The following is a 16,965-nucleotide window of genomic DNA, read 5'->3' as shown; positions in this document are numbered from 1 at the left end:
GGAACGACGATTCTTATGGCCGGTTGCCCATCATCTCGCCGAGGCGGATGAATCGTTCCGGCGCCCACTCGGGATTGAACGAGATGGTGTTCGGCTTGAACAGCATGACAACGGTGGAGCCAAGCAGGAAGCGGCCCATCTCCTCGCCCTTTTTCAGCACGATGTCCTTGTCCTTGTAGTCCCACTCGGCGATGCGGCCAGGGCGGGTCGGGTTGACCACGCCGTGCCACACGGTTTCCATGCTGCCGACGATGGTGGCGCCCACCAGCGTCATCACGAACGGGCCGTGTTCTGGCGACTCGAACACGCACACCACGCGCTCGTTGCGGGCGAACAGGCCGGGAATGCCGCGCGCCGTGGTCGGGTTCACCGAGAACAGCGCGCCAGGCACGTAGATCATGCGCGTCAGGCGCCCGTCGCACGGCATGTGCAGGCGGTGGTAGTCCTTCGGGCTAAGGTACAGGTTGGCAAAGGCGCCGTGCTGGAAGTGCGCGGCCAGGCTGGCGTCGCCGCCCACCAGTTCCGTGGTGGTGAACTTGTGGCCCTTGGCCTGGAAGATCTGGTGGTCGTCGATGGCGCCGAACTGGCTGATCGCGCCATCGACCGGGCAGATGAAATCGGCGTTCGCGAGAGGACGCGCCTCCGGCTTGATCGGCCGGGTGAAGAATTCGTTGAAGCTGGTGTAGCTGGCGATGTCGGGATTGACCGCTTCGTCCATGTTGACGCCGTACCTGGTGACGAACCAGCGAATCAGGTTGGTCGTCCAGACGCCGCCCCTGGCGCCGGCGACGCGGCCGGCGAGGGTGGTCAATGCTTGTTTGGGCAGCAGGTACTGGGGCAAAACCTTGATGCGGTCGGACACGGTGTCAGCCTTTCAACTTAGACGATTGACAATTATAACGGGACGCTGCTGTAAGGCATAGTTTTCCAGCCGGCTTCGCTGCTAGGCCAGCCGCATCGCGACGGCGCCGCTGGCCACCAGCGCGATCGCGGCCAGACGCTGCCGGCTGATTTTTTCGCGCAGCACCAGCGCGGCGATCGCTGCGGCGAACAGAATCGACGTTTCGCGCAGCGCCGCCACTGCCGCCACCGGCGCCTGCGTCATCGCCCACAAGGCCGTTGCGTAGGCTCCTACGCTGGCGGCGCCGCCCAGCAGCATTACCCCGACGTTGATCCGCGCGTAAGCGAGCAACTGGCCGGGCCGGCTTTTGCCCGCCCACGCCCACAAGCCGATCGAGGTCAGCATGAAAATCCACATCGTGTAGGCCACCGGCGAACCGGATCGGCGCACGCCGGCGCCGTCGATCAGCGTGTAGGACGCGATCATGCAGGCGGTGAGGAGCGCAAAGACCGTGGTGCGTCTTGCGCCAGGGTGGCGCGAACGCGCGGAAATGAACAGTCCCAGGATGCCGCCGCAGATGCAGCCGATCGCCAGCCACTGCGTGATGCCGAGGCGTTCGCCGATCAACGGTCCGCTGGCAAGCGCCACCAGCAGGGGCGCGCTGCCGCGCATCAGCGGATAGGCGTGGCTCATGTCGCCGTCGCGATAGGCCGCCACCAGCAGCGCGTAATACGCCAGCTGCGCCGCGGTGGACGCGGCGATGCAGATCCAGCTTTGCGGCGCCGGCGCGGGAAGAAAGGGCAGGGCGATGGCCGACAGCAGCCCGCCGCCGCCGGCCACCAGTATCGTGACAAGGAAGGTGTCGGGACGCGACTTGACCAGCGCGTTCCAGCTGGCATGCATCAGCGCGCCGAACAGCACCACGCCGACCACCAGCGAACTCACTGGGCGCGAGTCCGGAAATAGCGGCGCGCGGCAACGATGGCGACTGCCTGCATCGCCGCGCACAGGAAGAATGTCGTCCCGACGCGCCAGTCGTGCGGCGGCAGGTGGCTGGCGGCCCCGAGGATCGCGGTGCCGACCAGCGGCATCACGATGACCCCGAAGCTGGAAATGGACTGCAGCGATCCCATCAACTCACCCTGCTGGCCCGCGGCAGTCGCTTTCGAGATGATCGATTGCAGGGCCGGTCCCGCGGCGAAGGACAGAAGGTTGCACAGGATGAAGACGTACATCATCCAGCCCTGCGTGGCCAGGCCATAAAGGATGTAGGTGATCGCGCCCGACAGGAGGCCAAGCAGCGACAGGCGCACTTCGCCGAAGCGATGCATCAGCACGCCCAGCAGGCCGGCCTGCACCACGGCGGCCGTCACGCCCACGCAAAACAGCGCGATGCCGTTCTCGCGCGGCGTCCAGTCGAAGCGGAAGGTGGTGTACAGCACCCAGGTCGATTGCAGCGTCATCTGCGCAAAGGTCATCAAGGCGTAGACCACGACCAGGCCGCGGATCTCGGTGCGCTTGAGCAGCCGGCCCAGGGCGCCGAACGGATTGACGCGCGCCAGAGTGAAGGGCGCGCGGTGTTCGGGGGGCAGCGATTCGGGCACGGCGAAGTAACCGTACAACAGGTTGGCCGCCGACAGCGCGGCGGCGACGTAGAACGGCAGGTGCAGGCCGACACTGCCGAGCAGGCCGCCCAGCATCGGGCCGCAGATGAATCCCAGGCCGAACGCGGCGCCGACCTTGCCGAAGCTTTTGGCGCGGTTTTCCGCCGTGGAGATGTCCGATGCGTAGGCCGAGGCGACCGACATGCTGGCCGACGACATGCCGCCGATGACGCGGCCGATGAACAGGCAGGCCAGGTTCGGCGCCCAGGCGGTGGTGAGGAAGTTGATGCACATGCCCGCCATCGACACCATCAGCACCGGGCGCCGGCCGATGCGGTCGCTGATTGCGCCCAGCATCGGCATGAAGATGAACTGCATCAGGCCGAACGTGGCGGACAGCACGCCGAACCACAGCGCCTGCTGCTCGCGGCCGGCGACGAACTCGCCGACCAGGAGCGGGAGAACGGGCACGATCAAGCCGATGCCCAGCATGTCGATGAAAACGCAGACGAGGACGAAGTTCAGGTTGCCGGCCGACGGCCTGGCGATCGCGGAGCTGCTGGTCATTGGGAAGAGCTTGATTCGGATGAGCCCGTATCTTAGCATCAGGATCAGATCCGTCCCACCTGATCCCAGACCTTCGGCGGAGGCCGGAATTGCATTGCGGTGCAACGGCCGCCGGCGACAAGTTCGGGGTCAGGTCCGGCGGACCTGACCCCATTCATCTGCGAACTCCGCGCGAAACTCGATCAACCGCGTCAGTCGCTGTTCCGCAAGTGCGTGTCCGGCAGCCGTCTGCATCATCGCCGGCAGCTTCGCCAGCTTGGCGTCGATATGATCGAGCGCGTACGCCCGGTCGTCGGGCGCACGCGCGACCGCCAGCGGATCGTCCGGATGCGCCAGCGCGCTGCCCATCTGCCCGGCGATGTAGAACATGCGCGCCAGGCCGACGGCACCAAGTCCATCGAGCCGGTCGGCATCCTGCACGATCTTCGCTTCGATGGTCCGCGCGGCGATGGCGGCCGAAAAGCTGTGGGCCTCGATCGCGTGCACCACCGCGCCGAGCGTCGCCGCCGGGAAGCCCACCGCCGCAAGCTCGCGGCTGGCCAGCGCGGCCGACTGGCGCGACGCGGATGCGCGTTCGGGATGATTCTTGGGCAGGTTGACCAGGTCGTGCAGGTAGCAGGCGGCCATTACCACCAGCGCATCGGCCTCGGGATGATCCGTGAGCAGCGCTTGCGCGTTGCGCCAGACCCGGTGCAGGTGATTGATATCGTGCGCGCCGTCGTCGCCGGCGCTGGCGGAGGCGATGGCGACCAGCCTTGGACGCCAGTCGTTCAGTTCAGGATTCATGCTGCGTCCTTGCCATTTGCGACAGGACGTCGGCTTGCGTGTTCTTGTGGCGCGGCACCCAGCGCAATACCACGCCGCGAAGCTGGGCGATCAGCGCGAGCGCGGCCTGGCGGCAGGCGCGCAGCGATACGGCGGCCTTCGCATCCGGGCCATTCAGGTCGTCGATCACCACCTTGCTGTCGCCGTAGATCGTCAGGCCGTGTGCGCCGCTGTGCACGGCCGCTTCGAGCAGGGCGATCAGCGCGCGGTATTCCGCTTCGCTGCTGTTGCCGTAGCCGGCGGCGCGCGAGATCTCGATCTTTTCGCCGCCGGGACCTTCAAGCAGCGCGCCAATGCCGCAGTGGCCGGGGTTGGGATGCGCGGAGCCGTCGAACCACGCGCGCCAGGCGGTGGGCGCTCCGTCGTGCCGCGCCTGGCGACGCGCCAAGGTGCTCGCGCGCTCGCGCCTGCGCGCCGCCGCGCGCTCGGCGCTGGCGGCCTTCAGCGCCAGGCGCGCCGCGACCAGGTGTTCCAGCGACTGCGTGCCGGCGCTGGCCTGCATCGTCTCGCGCAACGCCTGTTCGGGAGTGCGGGCAGATTGCAGGGCGAGCCGGCGGCTGGCGACTAGTTCGGATTTGAAAGCGGCTGACAACAGGGTGGCGAAATCGGGCATCCGCGCAGGATAACCGATTCGCCGACCGGGCACGCACCTGCTTACTTCTGCCGCAGCGTCCACGGCAGGGTGTTGTGGATGCGGGTCGCGGCCACTGCCGCCTGGCCCGCCGCGACGCTGATCTGGTTCAGGCCGCGCACCACGTCGCCGACCGCATACATGCCTGGCACGGTCGTGCACTGGAAGTCGTCGACGACCAGTTCGCCGCAATCGGCGGTTTCCGCGCCCAGCTTCGCTGCCAGGTCGGAGCGCGCGGTTTCACCGAGCATCGGGTACATCACGTCGAACTCGTGCGCCTTGCCGTCGCCGGTGTGGAGCACTGGTTTCATGTCGTCGCCCATCGTCACTTCGCGCACCGCCGAGCGCACGTAGCGCACCCCCGCCGCTTCGAGCCGCTGGCGTTCTTCCGCGTCCAGGATCGAGCCTTCGGTGCGGTCGAACAGCGTCACGTCTTCGCTGAAGCTGCGCATGAACATGGCGTGGCCGATCGGATTTTTCTCCGACGAGATGACGGCGATGCGCTTGTCGATCACGTCGTAGCCGTCGCACACGGGGCACAGGCGCACGGCGCCGGAGGCGACCGCATCGCGCCAGCGCTCGATCGGCAGGCTGGCGTCGACGATGCCGGTGGCGATCAGCACGGTCAGCGCGCGCACCTCGCCGCCGTCGTACTCGCCGACAAACGTGCCGTCCTCGATGCGCAGGCTCAGGATCTCGGCGTCGGTCACGGCGCCGCCATAGCGCTCCAGCTGCTCGCGCAGGTTGGCCAGCAGCTCGGCGCCGGCGACGCCCTCGGGAAAGCCCGGATAGTTGTGGGAGACCGGGATCAGGCTGAGCCGGCTGTTGCCTTTGTCGAAGACGGCGACCTTGCGGGTGAAGCGGCGCAGGTAGATGGCCGCGGTGAGCCCGCCGGGGCCGCCGCCAATGATGAGGGTGTCGTGAACGTCAGGAGAGGTAGTCATTGCACGATGATAAGCGACCATCCTGGGCCGCGTCGCGCCGCTGAAACGGCGGGTGTTGGGGCGGGCGGGAAAAAACCCTTGTCATAATCGATCGGCGTCTCTATAATGCTGGTCTTCGGGCGGTTAGTTCAGCTGGTTAGAATACTTGGTCGACATCCAAGGGGTCGGGGATTCGAATTCCTCACCGCCCACCAGAATTTAGCAAGAGCGAGAAAGGCACCATGGTTATGACACCGCGAACTACGACGGAGTTGTTCCAGCGACGCTAGTCGAGGTGGATTCTTTCGCTCTTTGAAAAGAAAAAACGCGGCTAGGCCGCGTTTTTTTTCGTCTGCATTTTTGTTACCCTCACAATTGTCAGTATTTCGGCGCCCGGCGCCACATGGAGAACAGCATGGTTTCAGTCCGCCTTCCCGATGGTTCCGCCCGTGAATTCGACGGCCCGGTCACGGTAGCCCAGGTCGCCGCCAGCATCGGCGCCGGCCTTGCCAAGGCCGCGCTGGCCGGCAAGGTCGACGGCAAGCTCGTCGATACGTCCTTCCTGATCGAGCAGAACGCCGACCTGGCCATCATCACCGACAAGGACCCGGAAGGTCTGGACGTGATCCGCCACTCGACCGCGCACTTGCTGGCCTACGCCGTCAAGTCGCTGTTCCCCGACGCCCAGGTCACCATCGGCCCGGTCATCGAAAACGGCTTCTACTACGACTTCTCGTACAAGCGCCCGTTCACGCCGGACGACCTGGCGGCCATCGAGAAGAAGATGACCGAGCTGGCCAAGAAGGACGAGCCGGTCACGCGCCGCGTGCTGCCGCGCGATGAGGCGGTCGACTACTTCAAGTCGATCGGCGAAGCCTACAAGGCCGAGATCATCGCGTCGATCCCGGCCGGCGAAGACGTTTCGCTGTACGCTGAAGGCGGCTTCACGGACCTGTGCCGCGGCCCGCACGTGCCATCGACCGGCAAGCTGAAGGTGTTCAAGCTGATGAAGCTGGCCGGCGCCTACTGGCGTGGCGATTCGAAGAACGAGATGCTGCAGCGCGTCTACGGCACCGCCTGGGCGAAAAAGGAAGACCAGGAACTCTACCTGCACAATCTGGAAGAGGCGGAAAAGCGCGACCACCGCAAGCTGGGCAAGCAGCTCGACCTGTTCCATTTCCAGGACGAGGCGCCGGGCCTGGTGTTCTGGCATCCGAAAGGCTGGACGATCTGGCAGCAGGTCGAGCAGTACATGCGCAACAAGTACCAGGTCAACGGCTATCAGGAAGTGAAGGCGCCCCAGATCCTCGACCGCACGCTGTGGGAGAAGACCGGCCACTGGGAAAACTATCGCGACAACATGTTCTCGACCGAGTCGGAAAACCGCTCGTATGCGCTCAAGCCGATGAATTGCCCCGGCCATGTGCAAATCTACAACGCCGGCATGAAGAGCTACCGCGACCTGCCGCTGCGCTACGGCGAGTTCGGCCAGTGCCACCGCAACGAGCCGTCCGGCGCGCTGCACGGCATCATGCGCGTGCGCGGCTTTACCCAGGACGACGGCCATATCTTCTGCACCGAAGAGCAGATTGCGCCGGAAGTGGTGGCCTTCCACGCGCAGGCGATGGAAGTCTACAAGGACTTCGGCTTCGAAAATATCGACGTGAAGATTGCTCTGCGTCCGGACAACCGCATCGGCTCCGACCAGGTGTGGGACGAGGCCGAAGAGGCGCTGCGCGCGGCGCTGCGTTCGTGCGGCGTCAAGTGGACCGAGCTGCCGGGCGAGGGCGCATTCTACGGTCCGAAGATCGAGTACCACCTGAAGGACAGCCTCGGCCGTCCGTGGCAGGTCGGCACCATGCAGGTCGACTTCTCGATGCCGGGCCGCCTGGGCGCCGAATATGTCGCCATCGACAACTCGCGCAAGGTGCCGGTGATGCTGCACCGGGCCATCGTCGGCTCGATGGAGCGCTTCATCGGCATGCTGATCGAGCACCACGCCGGCGCCTTGCCGCTGTGGCTGGCGCCGGTCCAGATCGCGGTATTGAACATCTCGGATGCGCAAGCGGAATTCACGCAGAGCGTTGCAGATCTGTTACGAAAAGCCGGATTCCGCGTTCACGCTGATTTGCGGAACGAGAAGATAACCTATAAAATACGCGAACATTCCGTCCAAAAGCTGCCTTATATCCTTGTGATCGGCGACAAAGAGCGGGATGCCAACACTGTGGCCGTGCGAGCACGTGGCAATGTCGACTTGGGCGTAATGTCCGTCGATGCCCTCGTGGAGCGACTCAAGCAAGAGATCGCGTCCAAAGCTTGATTCAGCGCGGCCGAATCATCAGACTTTAAAAGGAAACACCATAGCTACTGACAAGTCGCATCGCATCAATGGCGAAATCACTGCCCCCGAAATGCGTCTCTCCGGGGTGGAAAACGAGCCGCTCGGCATTGTGAGCCTGGCTGAGGCTTTTCGTCTGGCCGAAGAGGCTAACGTCGACCTGGTGGAGATTGCGCCAACCGCGCAGCCACCAGTTTGCCGCCTGATGGACTACGGCAAGTTCAAGTATTCGGAGCAGAAGAAGGCTCACGAAGCGAAGCTCAAGCAGAAGATCATCCAGGTCAAGGAAGTCAAGTTCCGCCCGGGTACCGATGATGGCGATTACGGCATCAAGCTGCGCAACCTGATCAAGTTCCTGGACGAAGGCGACAAGACCAAGATCACGCTGCGTTTCCGCGGCCGCGAAATGGCGCACCAGGACATCGGCTTCCGCATGCTGGAGCGCCTGAAGGCCGACCTCGAGCCGTACGGCCAGGTCGAGCAGTTCCCGAAGATGGAAGGCCGCCAGATGATCATGATTCTGTCGCCGAAGAAGAAGAAGGCTTAAGATTGCGATACGGTTTTCCGGCATTTGCTCGAGAATCCGTATCATGATATCGGTGGGGTCAGGTTCTGTGAACCTGACCCCATTTGCTTTCTTGCTTGCGATGTATTTGCTTTGCCGCTGTTGCCAATGGCCGGGCAAATCGTGCTACAATCACCGGCTTCTCTCCTTCACCGGAGGGAATTATGTGAAAGCAGGCATCTAAGCGCAGCGCGTTGCTGCCACCTGCAATCCTCTACTGGAGCTGTCCGCCAAGGACAGAACTACAATGCCAAAAATGAAGACCAAAAGCTCCGCGAAGAAGCGTTTTCGCGTGCGTCCAGGTGGAACCGTCAAGTCGGGCCACGCCTTCAAGCGTCACATCCTGACCAAGAAGACCACCAAGAACAAGCGCCAGCTGCGCGGCACCCGCAACATCAATGCGTCCGACGTCACGTCCGTCATGCGCATGATGCCATCTGCTTAATCTCACAACTAAGGAGTTACTATGCCTAGAGTAAAACGTGGGGTTACAGCTCGTGCCCGTCATAAGAAAATTCTTGTTCAAGCTAAAGGCTACCGTGGTCGCCGCAGCAAGGTATACCGTGTTGCCAAGCAAGCAGTCATGCGCGCTGGCCAGTACGCCTACCGCGATCGCCGCAACAAGAAGCGCGTCTTCCGCCGCCTGTGGATCGCCCGTATCAACGCCGCTTCCCGTGAGCATGGCGTGACGTACAGCGTGTTCATGAACGGCCTGAAGAAGGCAGCTATCGAACTGGACCGTAAAGTCCTGGCCGATATGGCAGTGATGGACAAGCCGGCATTTGCCGCGATTGTCAACGCCGTCAAGGCAAAGATCGCTGCGTAAGCACGGTCGATGTCAAGCGCCGTCTTGCTGACGGCGTGAAAAGAGCGGGGCAAAGGTTCAAACCTGTGCCCCGTTTTTGATTGTGGCGCACCTTTCGCGCCGCGCCAGACAGGAAAAAACAACGCATGGACTCCCTGGAACAACTCGTCGTTGCCGCGCAGGCTGACTTTATCGCCGCCGAAGACGCTGCCGCACTGGAAAACGCCAAGGCCAAGTACCTCGGCAAGACCGGCCAGATCACCGAACAGATGAAGGGCCTGGGCAAGCTCGATCCGGATCAGAAGAAGGCGCAGGGCGCCCTGATCAACGCCGCCAAGGTGCAGATCGAAACCGCGCTCACCGCGCGCCGCGACGCGCTGGCCAACGCCCAGCTCGAGCAGCGCCTCAATGCCGAGGCGATCGACGTGACCCTGCCGGGCCGCGGCCGTTCGATCGGCGGCATCCATCCGGTGATGCGCACCTGGGAGCGCGTCGAGGAGATCTTCCGCTCGATCGGTTTCGACGTGGCCGACGGCCCCGAGATCGAAAACGACTGGACCAATTTCACCGCATTGAACAGCCCCGAGAACCATCCGGCCCGTTCGATGCAGGACACTTTCTATATCGAGGGCAACGACAGCACCGGCAAGCCGCTGCTGCTGCGTACCCACACCAGCCCGATGCAGGTGCGCTACGCGCGCACGCACACGCCGCCGATCAAGGTCATCGCGCCGGGCCGCACCTATCGCGTCGACAGCGATGCGACCCACTCGCCGATGTTCCACCAGGTCGAAGGCCTGTGGATCGCCGAGGACATCTCGTTCGCCGACCTGAAGGGCGTGTACCTGAACTTCGTGAAGGCCTTCTTCGAGACCGACGACCTGCAGGTGCGCTTCCGCCCATCCTACTTCCCGTTCACCGAGCCGTCGGCCGAAATCGACATCGCGTTCGGCTCCGGCCCGCTGAAGGGCCGCTGGCTCGAGGTGTCGGGCGCCGGCCAGGTGCATCCGACGGTGGTGAAGAACTTCGGCCTCGATCCGGAAAAATTCATCGGCTTCGCGTTCGGCTCCGGCCTCGAGCGCCTGACGATGCTGCGCTACGGGATCAACGACCTGCGCCTGTTCTACGAAGGCGACTTGCGCTTCCTGAAGCAGTTCAACTAATAACCTTTTTCGCAGCAAGGCACGCATATGCAATTTTCCGAAAACTGGCTCCGCACCATGGTCAACCCGGCGATGACGTCGGATGAACTGTCCCACATGCTCACCATGTCGGGCCTGGAAGTCGAAGAAGTGGAGGCGGTGGCGCCGCCATTTTCGAACGTGGTCGTGGCCGAAGTGCTGGAAGTGTCCAAACACCCGAACGCCGACCGCCTGAACGTCTGCACCGTCAACGTCGGCACCGGCACGATGCTCAATATCGTCTGCGGCGCGCCCAACGTGCGCGCCGGGATGAAGGCGATCTGCGCGATGGCCGGCGCCGTGCTGCCGCCAGGCGCGGACGGCAAGCCGTTCGAGATCAAGGTCGGCCAGCTGCGCGGCGTCGAGTCGCAGGGCATGATGTGCTCGGCGAAGGAGCTGAAGCTGTCGGAAGAGAGTAGCGGCCTGATGGAGCTGCCGGCCGATGCGCCGGTCGGCCAGAACATCCGCGACTACCTCGCGCTGAACGACCTCAAATTCACCATCAAGCTCACGCCGAACAAGGCCGACTGCCTGTCGGTGCTGGGCGTGGCGCGCGAAGTGTCGGCGCTGACCGGCACGCCATTGACGCTGCCGGCCACGCGCATCGTGCCGGTCACCGGCGATGAAGTGCTGCCAGTGAAAATCAGCGCGCCGGACCTGTGCGGGCGCTTCACCGGCCGCGTGATCCGCGGCCTGAACGCAAAGGCGAAGACGCCGGCGTGGATGGTGCAGCGCCTCGAGCGTAGCGGCCAGCGTTCGGTGTCGGCACTGGTCGACATCTCCAACTACGTGATGCTCGAAGTGGGCCGTCCGTCCCACGTGTTCGATCTCGACAAGATCCACGGCGGCCTCGATATCCGCTGGGGCGTCAAGGGCGAAACGCTGAAGCTCCTGAACGGAAATACCGTGGCGGTGGACGACTGGGTCGGCGTGATCGCCGATGCGCACCAGATCGAATCGCTGGCCGGCATCATGGGCGGCGACGCCACCGCCGTCACCTTGGAGACCACCAACATCTACCTGGAAGCGGCCTTCTGGTGGCCGAATGCGATCCAGGGCCGCGCGCGCCGCTACAACTTCTCGACCGATGCGGCGCACCGCTTCGAGCGCGGCGTCGATTACGCCACCACGGTCGAACACATCGAGCGCATCACCGCGCTGATCGTCGAGATCTGCGGCACCGCTGCGACCGTGGTCGGCCCGGTGGACGACCAGTCGGTCAACCTGCCGGTGCGCGCACCGGTCGTGCTGCGCACCGCGCGCGCGCAAAAGGTCATCGGCGTGCCGCTGACCGATGACGTGGTCGCCGATATCTTCCGCCGCCTCGGCCTGTCGTTCACGCAGGAGCCGGGCCAGTTCGCGGTGACGGCGCCGTCGTACCGCTTCGACATCGAGATCGAGGAAGACCTGATCGAGGAAGTGGCGCGCGTGTACGGCTTCGAGAACATCCCGGCCAAGCCGCCGGTCGCAGCCAGCCAGATGATCATCGCGCCCGAGCATACCCGCTCGCTGTTCGCGCTGCGCCACCGCATGGCCGACCTGGGCTACCAGGAAGTGGTCAACATGAGCTTCGTCGAATCGCAGTGGGAGACCGATTTCTCCGGTAACGACGACCAGATCAAATTGCAGAACCCGATCGCCAGTCAGATGAGCGTGATGCGCTCGTCGCTGATCGGCAGCCTGGTGGCCAACGTGCGCTACAACCTGAACCGCAAGGCCGGCCGGGTGCGCGTGTTCGAGATCGGCGCCGTGTTCCAGCGCAATCCGTTCGCCGTGGACGGCGCGCTGTCGATCGCCGGCTTCGACCAGCCGAAACGCCTGGCGGCGATGGCCTACGGCCCGGCGGCGGACGAGCAGTGGGGCCAGCCTTCGCGCCCGGTCGACTACTTCGACGTCAAGGCCGACCTGGAAGCGATGTTCGCCCCGGTGGCGCTGCGCTTCGCCAAGCTGGAGCACCCGGCGCTGCACCCGGGCCGCTCGGCATCGGTCGAAGTGGACGGCAAGGTGGTCGGCTTCATCGGCGAGCTGCACCCGAAATGGCTGCAGAAGTACGAACTGGCCCAGGCGCCGGTGTTGTTCGAAGTCGATGTAGTTGCGCTTCAGCAACGCCCGGTGCCCAAGCACGTCGATATTTCGAAATTCCCCGGCGCCACCCGCGACCTCGCGATGGTGGTGAAGAACACCGTCGCCGCGCAGGACCTGATCGACGCGTTTATTGCCGAAAAGCAGGTAAATCCAGCCGGAAACATCGTGCAAGCCATTGTTTTGTTTGATGAATATCGCGGAAAAGGGCTGCAGGCGGACGAAAAAAGTCTTGCTTTCCGCTTTAGCTTGCAAGATACTCAAACCACCTTGCAGGACGATGTCGTCGACGCGCTGATGGCGGCGATGGCCGAGACCGCAAAGCAAAAACACAACGCAACGATGCGTGGCTGATTGCCAAAGAGCAATCTTCAACACATTTGCTAGATTTGATAAGGCAGGGCTGGAAAATTAATAACAACGACGTTGATTCGGCAGTACTCCAATCGGCACTGGCGGCCGACCTGCATCGGGCGATGCAGGTCGCCAAGACGCGCCAGGAAGCCGAGAAGGACTTGCCGACGCTCACCAAAGCCGAGCTGGCCGAACTGCTGTTCGAGCAGGTTGGCCTGAACAAGCGCGAGGCGAAGGACATGGTGGAAACCTTCTTCGACGAGATCCGCAATGCGCTCGAGCGCGGCGAGGCGGTCAAGCTGTCGGGCTTCGGCAACTTCCAGCTGCGCGACAAGCCGCAGCGGCCCGGCCGCAACCCGAAGACTGGCGAGGAGATCCCGATCACCGCGCGCCGCGTCGTCACCTTCCACGCGAGCCAGAAACTCAAGGGCATGGTCGAATCGACCGGCCCGCTCGCCAAGGCGGCCTGATAATCCATGAACGATCGCTTGAGCAAGACCGAACTCGCCGTGCTGCCGCCGATTCCGGCCAAGCGCTACTTCACCATTGGCGAAGTGAGCGAACTGTGCGGCGTGAAGCCGCACGTTCTGCGTTATTGGGAGCAGGAATTTACCCAGCTGAAGCCCGTCAAACGGCGCGGCAACCGGCGCTACTACCAGCACCACGAAGTGCTGCTGATCCGCCGCATCCGCGAGCTGCTGTACGAGCAGGGCTTCACCATCAGCGGCGCGCGCAACAAGCTCGACAGCCGCGGCGGCGAGGCGGCGCCGGGCTTCGCCCCCGATCCGGAAGCCGGATTCGAGCGCGAGACCCAGGCGCCGGAAGCCGACCAGGCGCTGATCCGCGCCGAACTGGTAGCCATTCTCGCGTTGCTCGAACGGGGCGTGTAGCGGCGCTGTTGCAAGCGCCTGTTACAGTGCCCCGCGGGGTGATAGAATATTGTTATTGTAGTGTTGCTGACCCAACGCATGCGCAGTACCGGGCGCGAAGAACGCCCAGGACTCTTTCCTGGTTCAGGAAAAATTAAGGGAAGACAATGATACGCGTTGCCATTTGTGACGACCACCAGATTGTACGAGCAGGTTTCAAGCAGATTTTTTCGACCTCGGGCGATGACTTCACCGTCGTCGCTGAAGGCGCCACCGGGCGCGAGGCGCTCGACATCGCGCGCCGCGAGATTTGCGACGTGCTGTTGCTCGATATCGCCATGCCCGACCAGAGCGGCATCGACATCCTGCGCACCATCCGCCAGGGCCAGCCGAACCTGCCGGTGCTGATCCTGTCCGGCTATCCGGCGCAGCAGTACGCGCTGAACCTGTTCAAGATGGGCGCCAACGGCTACCTGAACAAGGAGTGCGAGGCCGACGAGCTGAAGACGGCCGTGCGCACCGTGTACCAGGGCCGCCGCTACGTGTCCTCGACCGTCGGCGAACTGCTGGCGCAAAGCTTCGACCGCGACCCGAACACGGCCTTGCATACCGAGCTGTCGGACCGCGAGTTCCAGGTATTCCTGCGCCTGGCCAAGGGCGCGACCGTGTCCGACATCGGCGTGGCGCTGTCGCTGTCGATCAAGACGGTCTCGACCTACCGCACCCGCATCATGGAAAAAATGGGCCTGCAGTCGAACAGCGACCTGACCTATTACGCCATGAAAAACAACCTGCTCGACTAAGCAGGATCCTTGCGCTGCGCGGCTGCTGAGGCCGTGCCACGCGCCACATCCTGGGTCTATAATGCCTACAGATAGGCTCTGCCGCGCGAAAGGACCCGAGGATGTATTTCACCACCGATTCCGCGCTGAAACCCGGCCTGCCGTTCTACAAGACGGTGCTCTGCCTCGTCTGCGTGCTGGTGCTGATCGTCAACGGCTTTTCGCTCGCGCACAACCTGCAATCGCTCAAGGGCGCCAACGAGCTGCAAAGCCAGAGCGCGCGCGTCGGCGAAAAAGTCCAGTACCTCAATGTGCTCGTGATGGATGCCGAAGCGAGCCTGCGTGGCTATTTCCTGTCCGGCTCCGAGAGCTATCTCGGCCCGATGCGCACCGCGCGCGCCGAGATCGACGCGCAGTTCAGCGAGTTGCGCCTGCTGCTGGCCGACAGCCCGGCGCAGCTGAAGAACCTCGACCAGCTGCGCACCCTGGTCAACCGCAAATTGGCCGGCATGGACCAGGCGCTGGAGGTCTACCGCGTCGGCGGCCTGCGCGACATCGTCAAGGTTGCCGAGACGGCCGACAGCAAATCGGTGATGGACGAGATCCGCCTGCTGGTGGTGATCATCGCGCGCGAGCAGCACGACCTGCTGGCCGCGCGCGGCGCCGCCTTCTACAAGCAGTACCAGAACGCCGTCATCCTCGGCATCGGCATCAATCTGGTCGCGATCCTGGTGATCCTGCTGTTCTACCGCCTGATCCGGCACAGCTTTTTTTCGCGCGTGGTGGCGCAGCGCGCGCTGCAGAACGCCAACGACACGCTCGAGTCGACGGTGGCGCTGCGCACCGAGCAGCTGTCGGTGCTGTCGCGCCACCTGATCAGCGTGTCGGAAGAGGAAAAGGCGCGGCTGGCGCGCGAGCTGCACGACGAGATGGGCGCCAACCTGACCGCCATCAGCATCGACCTCAACGCCGTCACCGACCAGCTCAGGCCTGACCACGCGGCGCTAGCGGCGATGCTCGAGCGCGCGCGCGCGACCCTGGTCGATACCGTGCAGCTGAAACGGCGCATCGTCGAGAACCTGCGTCCCAGCCTGCTCGACAACCTGGGCCTGGCGGCCGCGCTGCACAGTTACTGCATCGAATACGCGCAGCTGACCGGGCTCGATTGCGAGTCGCTGGTCGATGGGGAGGTCGATGCGGCCGGGCCGATGCACGCGATCGCGGTATTCCGGATCGTGCAGGAGGCGCTCAACAACGTGGCCAAGTATGCCGGCGCGCGCCACGTGATCGTGCACCTGGTGCGCGAGGGCGATGCGCTGCTGCTCGAAGTGGTGGACGATGGCGTCGGCATCGCGCTCGACGCGGCGCGCCAGCCGAAGTCGCATGGCTTACTGGGGATGCGCGAACGCGCCTTGCTGCTGGGAGGGAGTTTGTGCGTCAAGCGCGGCGTCAACGACGTCGGCACTTGCGTGGAAGCGACCATCCCGCTGTACGGCCCGGGTGGCGCTGCAATGCCTTACTCGGCGCCGGACCTGCCGGCGCCGCCCGAATCAATCAACGCGCCGCCACATCCTCCAGCAGGCGATCATATTCCGTCTTTGCCACCTTGTAGCACTCACCCGCATACTCCTCAAGACCTTGACGGTCAATTACGGTGATGTTGCCGCGGCGGTAGGTGATCAGGCCGTCTTCCTGCAGCTTGCCGGCGGCGGCGGTGATGCTTTCGCGCCGTACGCCCAGCATGATCGAGATCAGCTCCTGAGTGACCTTCAGCTCGTTCGATGGCGAGCGGTCGAGGCGGTCGAGCAGCCAGCGGCACAGCTTCTGTTCGATCGAGCTGTGGCGGCCGCCGACGGCGTTCTGCGCCATCTGGGCGAACAGCGCGTTGGTGTAGCGCATCAGCAGCTGGGGCAGGGCGCCGCCCTGGTTGAAGGCGTCGCGCAGGTACTGGGCCTTGAGGCGGTAGCCGTAGCCGGCGCTCTGCACGACGGCGCTGCAGGTGGCGCGCTCGCCCATGAACAGCGACATGCCGCACACGCCTTCATGGCCGATCACGGCGATTTCGGTGGTGGCGCCGTCTTCCATCACGTACAGCAGGGAGACGATGGCGGTGGTGGGGAAGTAGACATTTTCCAGCTTGCTGCCGCACTCGAACAGTTCCTTGCCGAACGGCAGGGCAACCAGTTCGAGGTGCTCGAACAGCTTTTCCAGGTCTTGCCGTGGCAGCGCGGCGAGCAGTTCGTTCTGCTGCGTACCGCTGTAACTGACCACCGGTTTCGACCCAACTTTGAATTCCGGCGAGGCGCCAGGAATCTGGTTTACCGATTGTGCCTTCTGAGCGGTACCAAGTTGAGTGCTGTTCATTTTTATCCTCATTATCTCTTCATCACATCGGGAGCGATTCCGGCGCCGTTTCCTTTGCCGATCGCGATGTAAGAAGATTAAAGGTTTGGTCTGTTGGCGAACATAAGATTAGCAGTCGCCCCTGTGTAGGCTGGTTGCATAACTCGTTGTAGGCCCAGTCCTACTGGGAGAAACCGGCCTCTGCGCGGGGAAATATTGGGATTGGGCAGCGTTATGTCGCATAATGAGCGC

Annotated in this window: 17 protein-coding genes and 1 tRNA gene; 11 read left to right on the top strand and 7 right to left on the bottom strand. The window is 63.7% G+C overall.

What is annotated here, in order from left to right:
* Window positions 1–13: 13 nt before the first annotated feature.
* The 6 genes from asd to Q4S45_RS10425 all read right to left on the bottom strand — a co-directional run bounded on the left by asd (window position 14) and on the right by Q4S45_RS10425 (window position 5,412).
* A complete protein-coding gene (gene asd, locus Q4S45_RS10450) occupies window positions 14–862 on the bottom strand; it encodes an archaetidylserine decarboxylase (RefSeq protein WP_305511647.1) in 849 nt (282 codons plus the stop codon).
* 81 nt (window positions 863–943) lie between these two features.
* On the bottom strand, window positions 944–1,786 hold the full coding sequence (locus tag Q4S45_RS10445) for an EamA family transporter (protein ID WP_305511645.1): 843 nt from the start codon (window positions 1,784–1,786) through the stop codon (window positions 944–946).
* Window positions 1,783–3,012, bottom strand: a complete 1,230-nt coding sequence (locus Q4S45_RS10440) for an MFS transporter (protein WP_305511643.1) — start codon at window positions 3,010–3,012, stop codon at window positions 1,783–1,785. Before Q4S45_RS10440 ends, Q4S45_RS10445 begins: the two co-directional genes overlap by 4 nt.
* A 129-nt stretch (window positions 3,013–3,141) precedes the next feature.
* The gene (locus tag Q4S45_RS10435; protein WP_305511641.1) at window positions 3,142–3,798 is read right to left on the bottom strand and encodes an HD domain-containing protein; all 657 of its coding nucleotides are present in this window, start codon (window positions 3,796–3,798) and stop codon (window positions 3,142–3,144) included.
* Window positions 3,788–4,429 (bottom strand): ribonuclease HI family protein, encoded by a 642-nt coding sequence (locus Q4S45_RS10430; protein WP_305511640.1) that lies wholly within the window; start codon window positions 4,427–4,429, stop codon window positions 3,788–3,790. The genes Q4S45_RS10435 and Q4S45_RS10430 overlap by 11 nt, the downstream gene beginning before the upstream one ends.
* A 62-nt stretch (window positions 4,430–4,491) precedes the next feature.
* Window positions 4,492–5,412, bottom strand: coding sequence for an NAD(P)/FAD-dependent oxidoreductase (locus Q4S45_RS10425; protein WP_305511638.1), 921 nt, complete (start codon window positions 5,410–5,412; stop codon window positions 4,492–4,494).
* Between the two features lie 117 nt (window positions 5,413–5,529).
* Between Q4S45_RS10425 and Q4S45_RS10420 the strand changes: the two genes are divergently transcribed.
* From Q4S45_RS10420 to Q4S45_RS10370, 11 genes are all read left to right on the top strand, one after another.
* A tRNA-Val gene (locus Q4S45_RS10420) sits at window positions 5,530–5,606 on the top strand.
* Between the two features lie 200 nt (window positions 5,607–5,806).
* Window positions 5,807–7,714 (top strand): threonine--tRNA ligase, encoded by a 1,908-nt coding sequence (gene thrS, locus Q4S45_RS10415; protein ID WP_305511636.1) that lies wholly within the window; start codon window positions 5,807–5,809, stop codon window positions 7,712–7,714.
* Window positions 7,715–7,805: 91 nt separating this feature from the next.
* Window positions 7,806–8,279, top strand: coding sequence for a translation initiation factor IF-3 (gene infC, locus Q4S45_RS10410; protein ID WP_305511634.1), 474 nt, complete (start codon window positions 7,806–7,808; stop codon window positions 8,277–8,279).
* Between the two features lie 265 nt (window positions 8,280–8,544).
* The gene (gene rpmI, locus Q4S45_RS10405; RefSeq protein ID WP_073213547.1) at window positions 8,545–8,742 is read left to right on the top strand and encodes a 50S ribosomal protein L35; all 198 of its coding nucleotides are present in this window, start codon (window positions 8,545–8,547) and stop codon (window positions 8,740–8,742) included.
* A 21-nt stretch (window positions 8,743–8,763) separates the two neighbouring features.
* The gene (gene rplT, locus Q4S45_RS10400; RefSeq protein ID WP_305511629.1) at window positions 8,764–9,123 is read left to right on the top strand and encodes a 50S ribosomal protein L20; all 360 of its coding nucleotides are present in this window, start codon (window positions 8,764–8,766) and stop codon (window positions 9,121–9,123) included.
* Between the two features lie 125 nt (window positions 9,124–9,248).
* Window positions 9,249–10,265 (top strand): phenylalanine--tRNA ligase subunit alpha, encoded by a 1,017-nt coding sequence (gene pheS, locus Q4S45_RS10395; protein ID WP_305511627.1) that lies wholly within the window; start codon window positions 9,249–9,251, stop codon window positions 10,263–10,265.
* Between the two features lie 27 nt (window positions 10,266–10,292).
* Window positions 10,293–12,719: a phenylalanine--tRNA ligase subunit beta gene (gene pheT, locus Q4S45_RS10390; RefSeq protein WP_305511625.1), complete on the top strand. Its 2,427-nt coding sequence runs from the start codon at window positions 10,293–10,295 to the stop codon at window positions 12,717–12,719.
* A gap of 122 nt (window positions 12,720–12,841) precedes the next feature.
* Window positions 12,842–13,189: an integration host factor subunit alpha gene (locus Q4S45_RS10385; protein ID WP_305512086.1), complete on the top strand. Its 348-nt coding sequence runs from the start codon at window positions 12,842–12,844 to the stop codon at window positions 13,187–13,189.
* A 6-nt stretch (window positions 13,190–13,195) separates the two neighbouring features.
* The gene (locus Q4S45_RS10380; protein WP_305511623.1) at window positions 13,196–13,609 is read left to right on the top strand and encodes a MerR family transcriptional regulator; all 414 of its coding nucleotides are present in this window, start codon (window positions 13,196–13,198) and stop codon (window positions 13,607–13,609) included.
* A 146-nt stretch (window positions 13,610–13,755) separates the two neighbouring features.
* Window positions 13,756–14,391, top strand: coding sequence for a response regulator transcription factor (locus Q4S45_RS10375; RefSeq protein ID WP_305511621.1), 636 nt, complete (start codon window positions 13,756–13,758; stop codon window positions 14,389–14,391).
* A 101-nt stretch (window positions 14,392–14,492) separates the two neighbouring features.
* Window positions 14,493–16,028, top strand: coding sequence for a CHASE3 domain-containing protein (locus Q4S45_RS10370; RefSeq protein WP_305511619.1), 1,536 nt, complete (start codon window positions 14,493–14,495; stop codon window positions 16,026–16,028).
* Here Q4S45_RS10370 and Q4S45_RS10365 read toward each other — a convergent pair.
* Entirely contained in the window at window positions 15,925–16,734 is an 810-nt protein-coding gene (locus tag Q4S45_RS10365) for a Crp/Fnr family transcriptional regulator (protein ID WP_305511617.1), read from the bottom strand. The genes Q4S45_RS10370 and Q4S45_RS10365 overlap by 104 nt on opposite strands.
* Window positions 16,735–16,965 lie beyond the last annotated feature (231 nt).

The organism is Massilia sp. R2A-15, from assembly GCF_030704305.1.
Classification (GTDB): domain Bacteria; phylum Pseudomonadota; class Gammaproteobacteria; order Burkholderiales; family Burkholderiaceae_D; genus JAFCUW01.
This window is presented reverse-complemented; position numbering and strand designations above follow the sequence as displayed.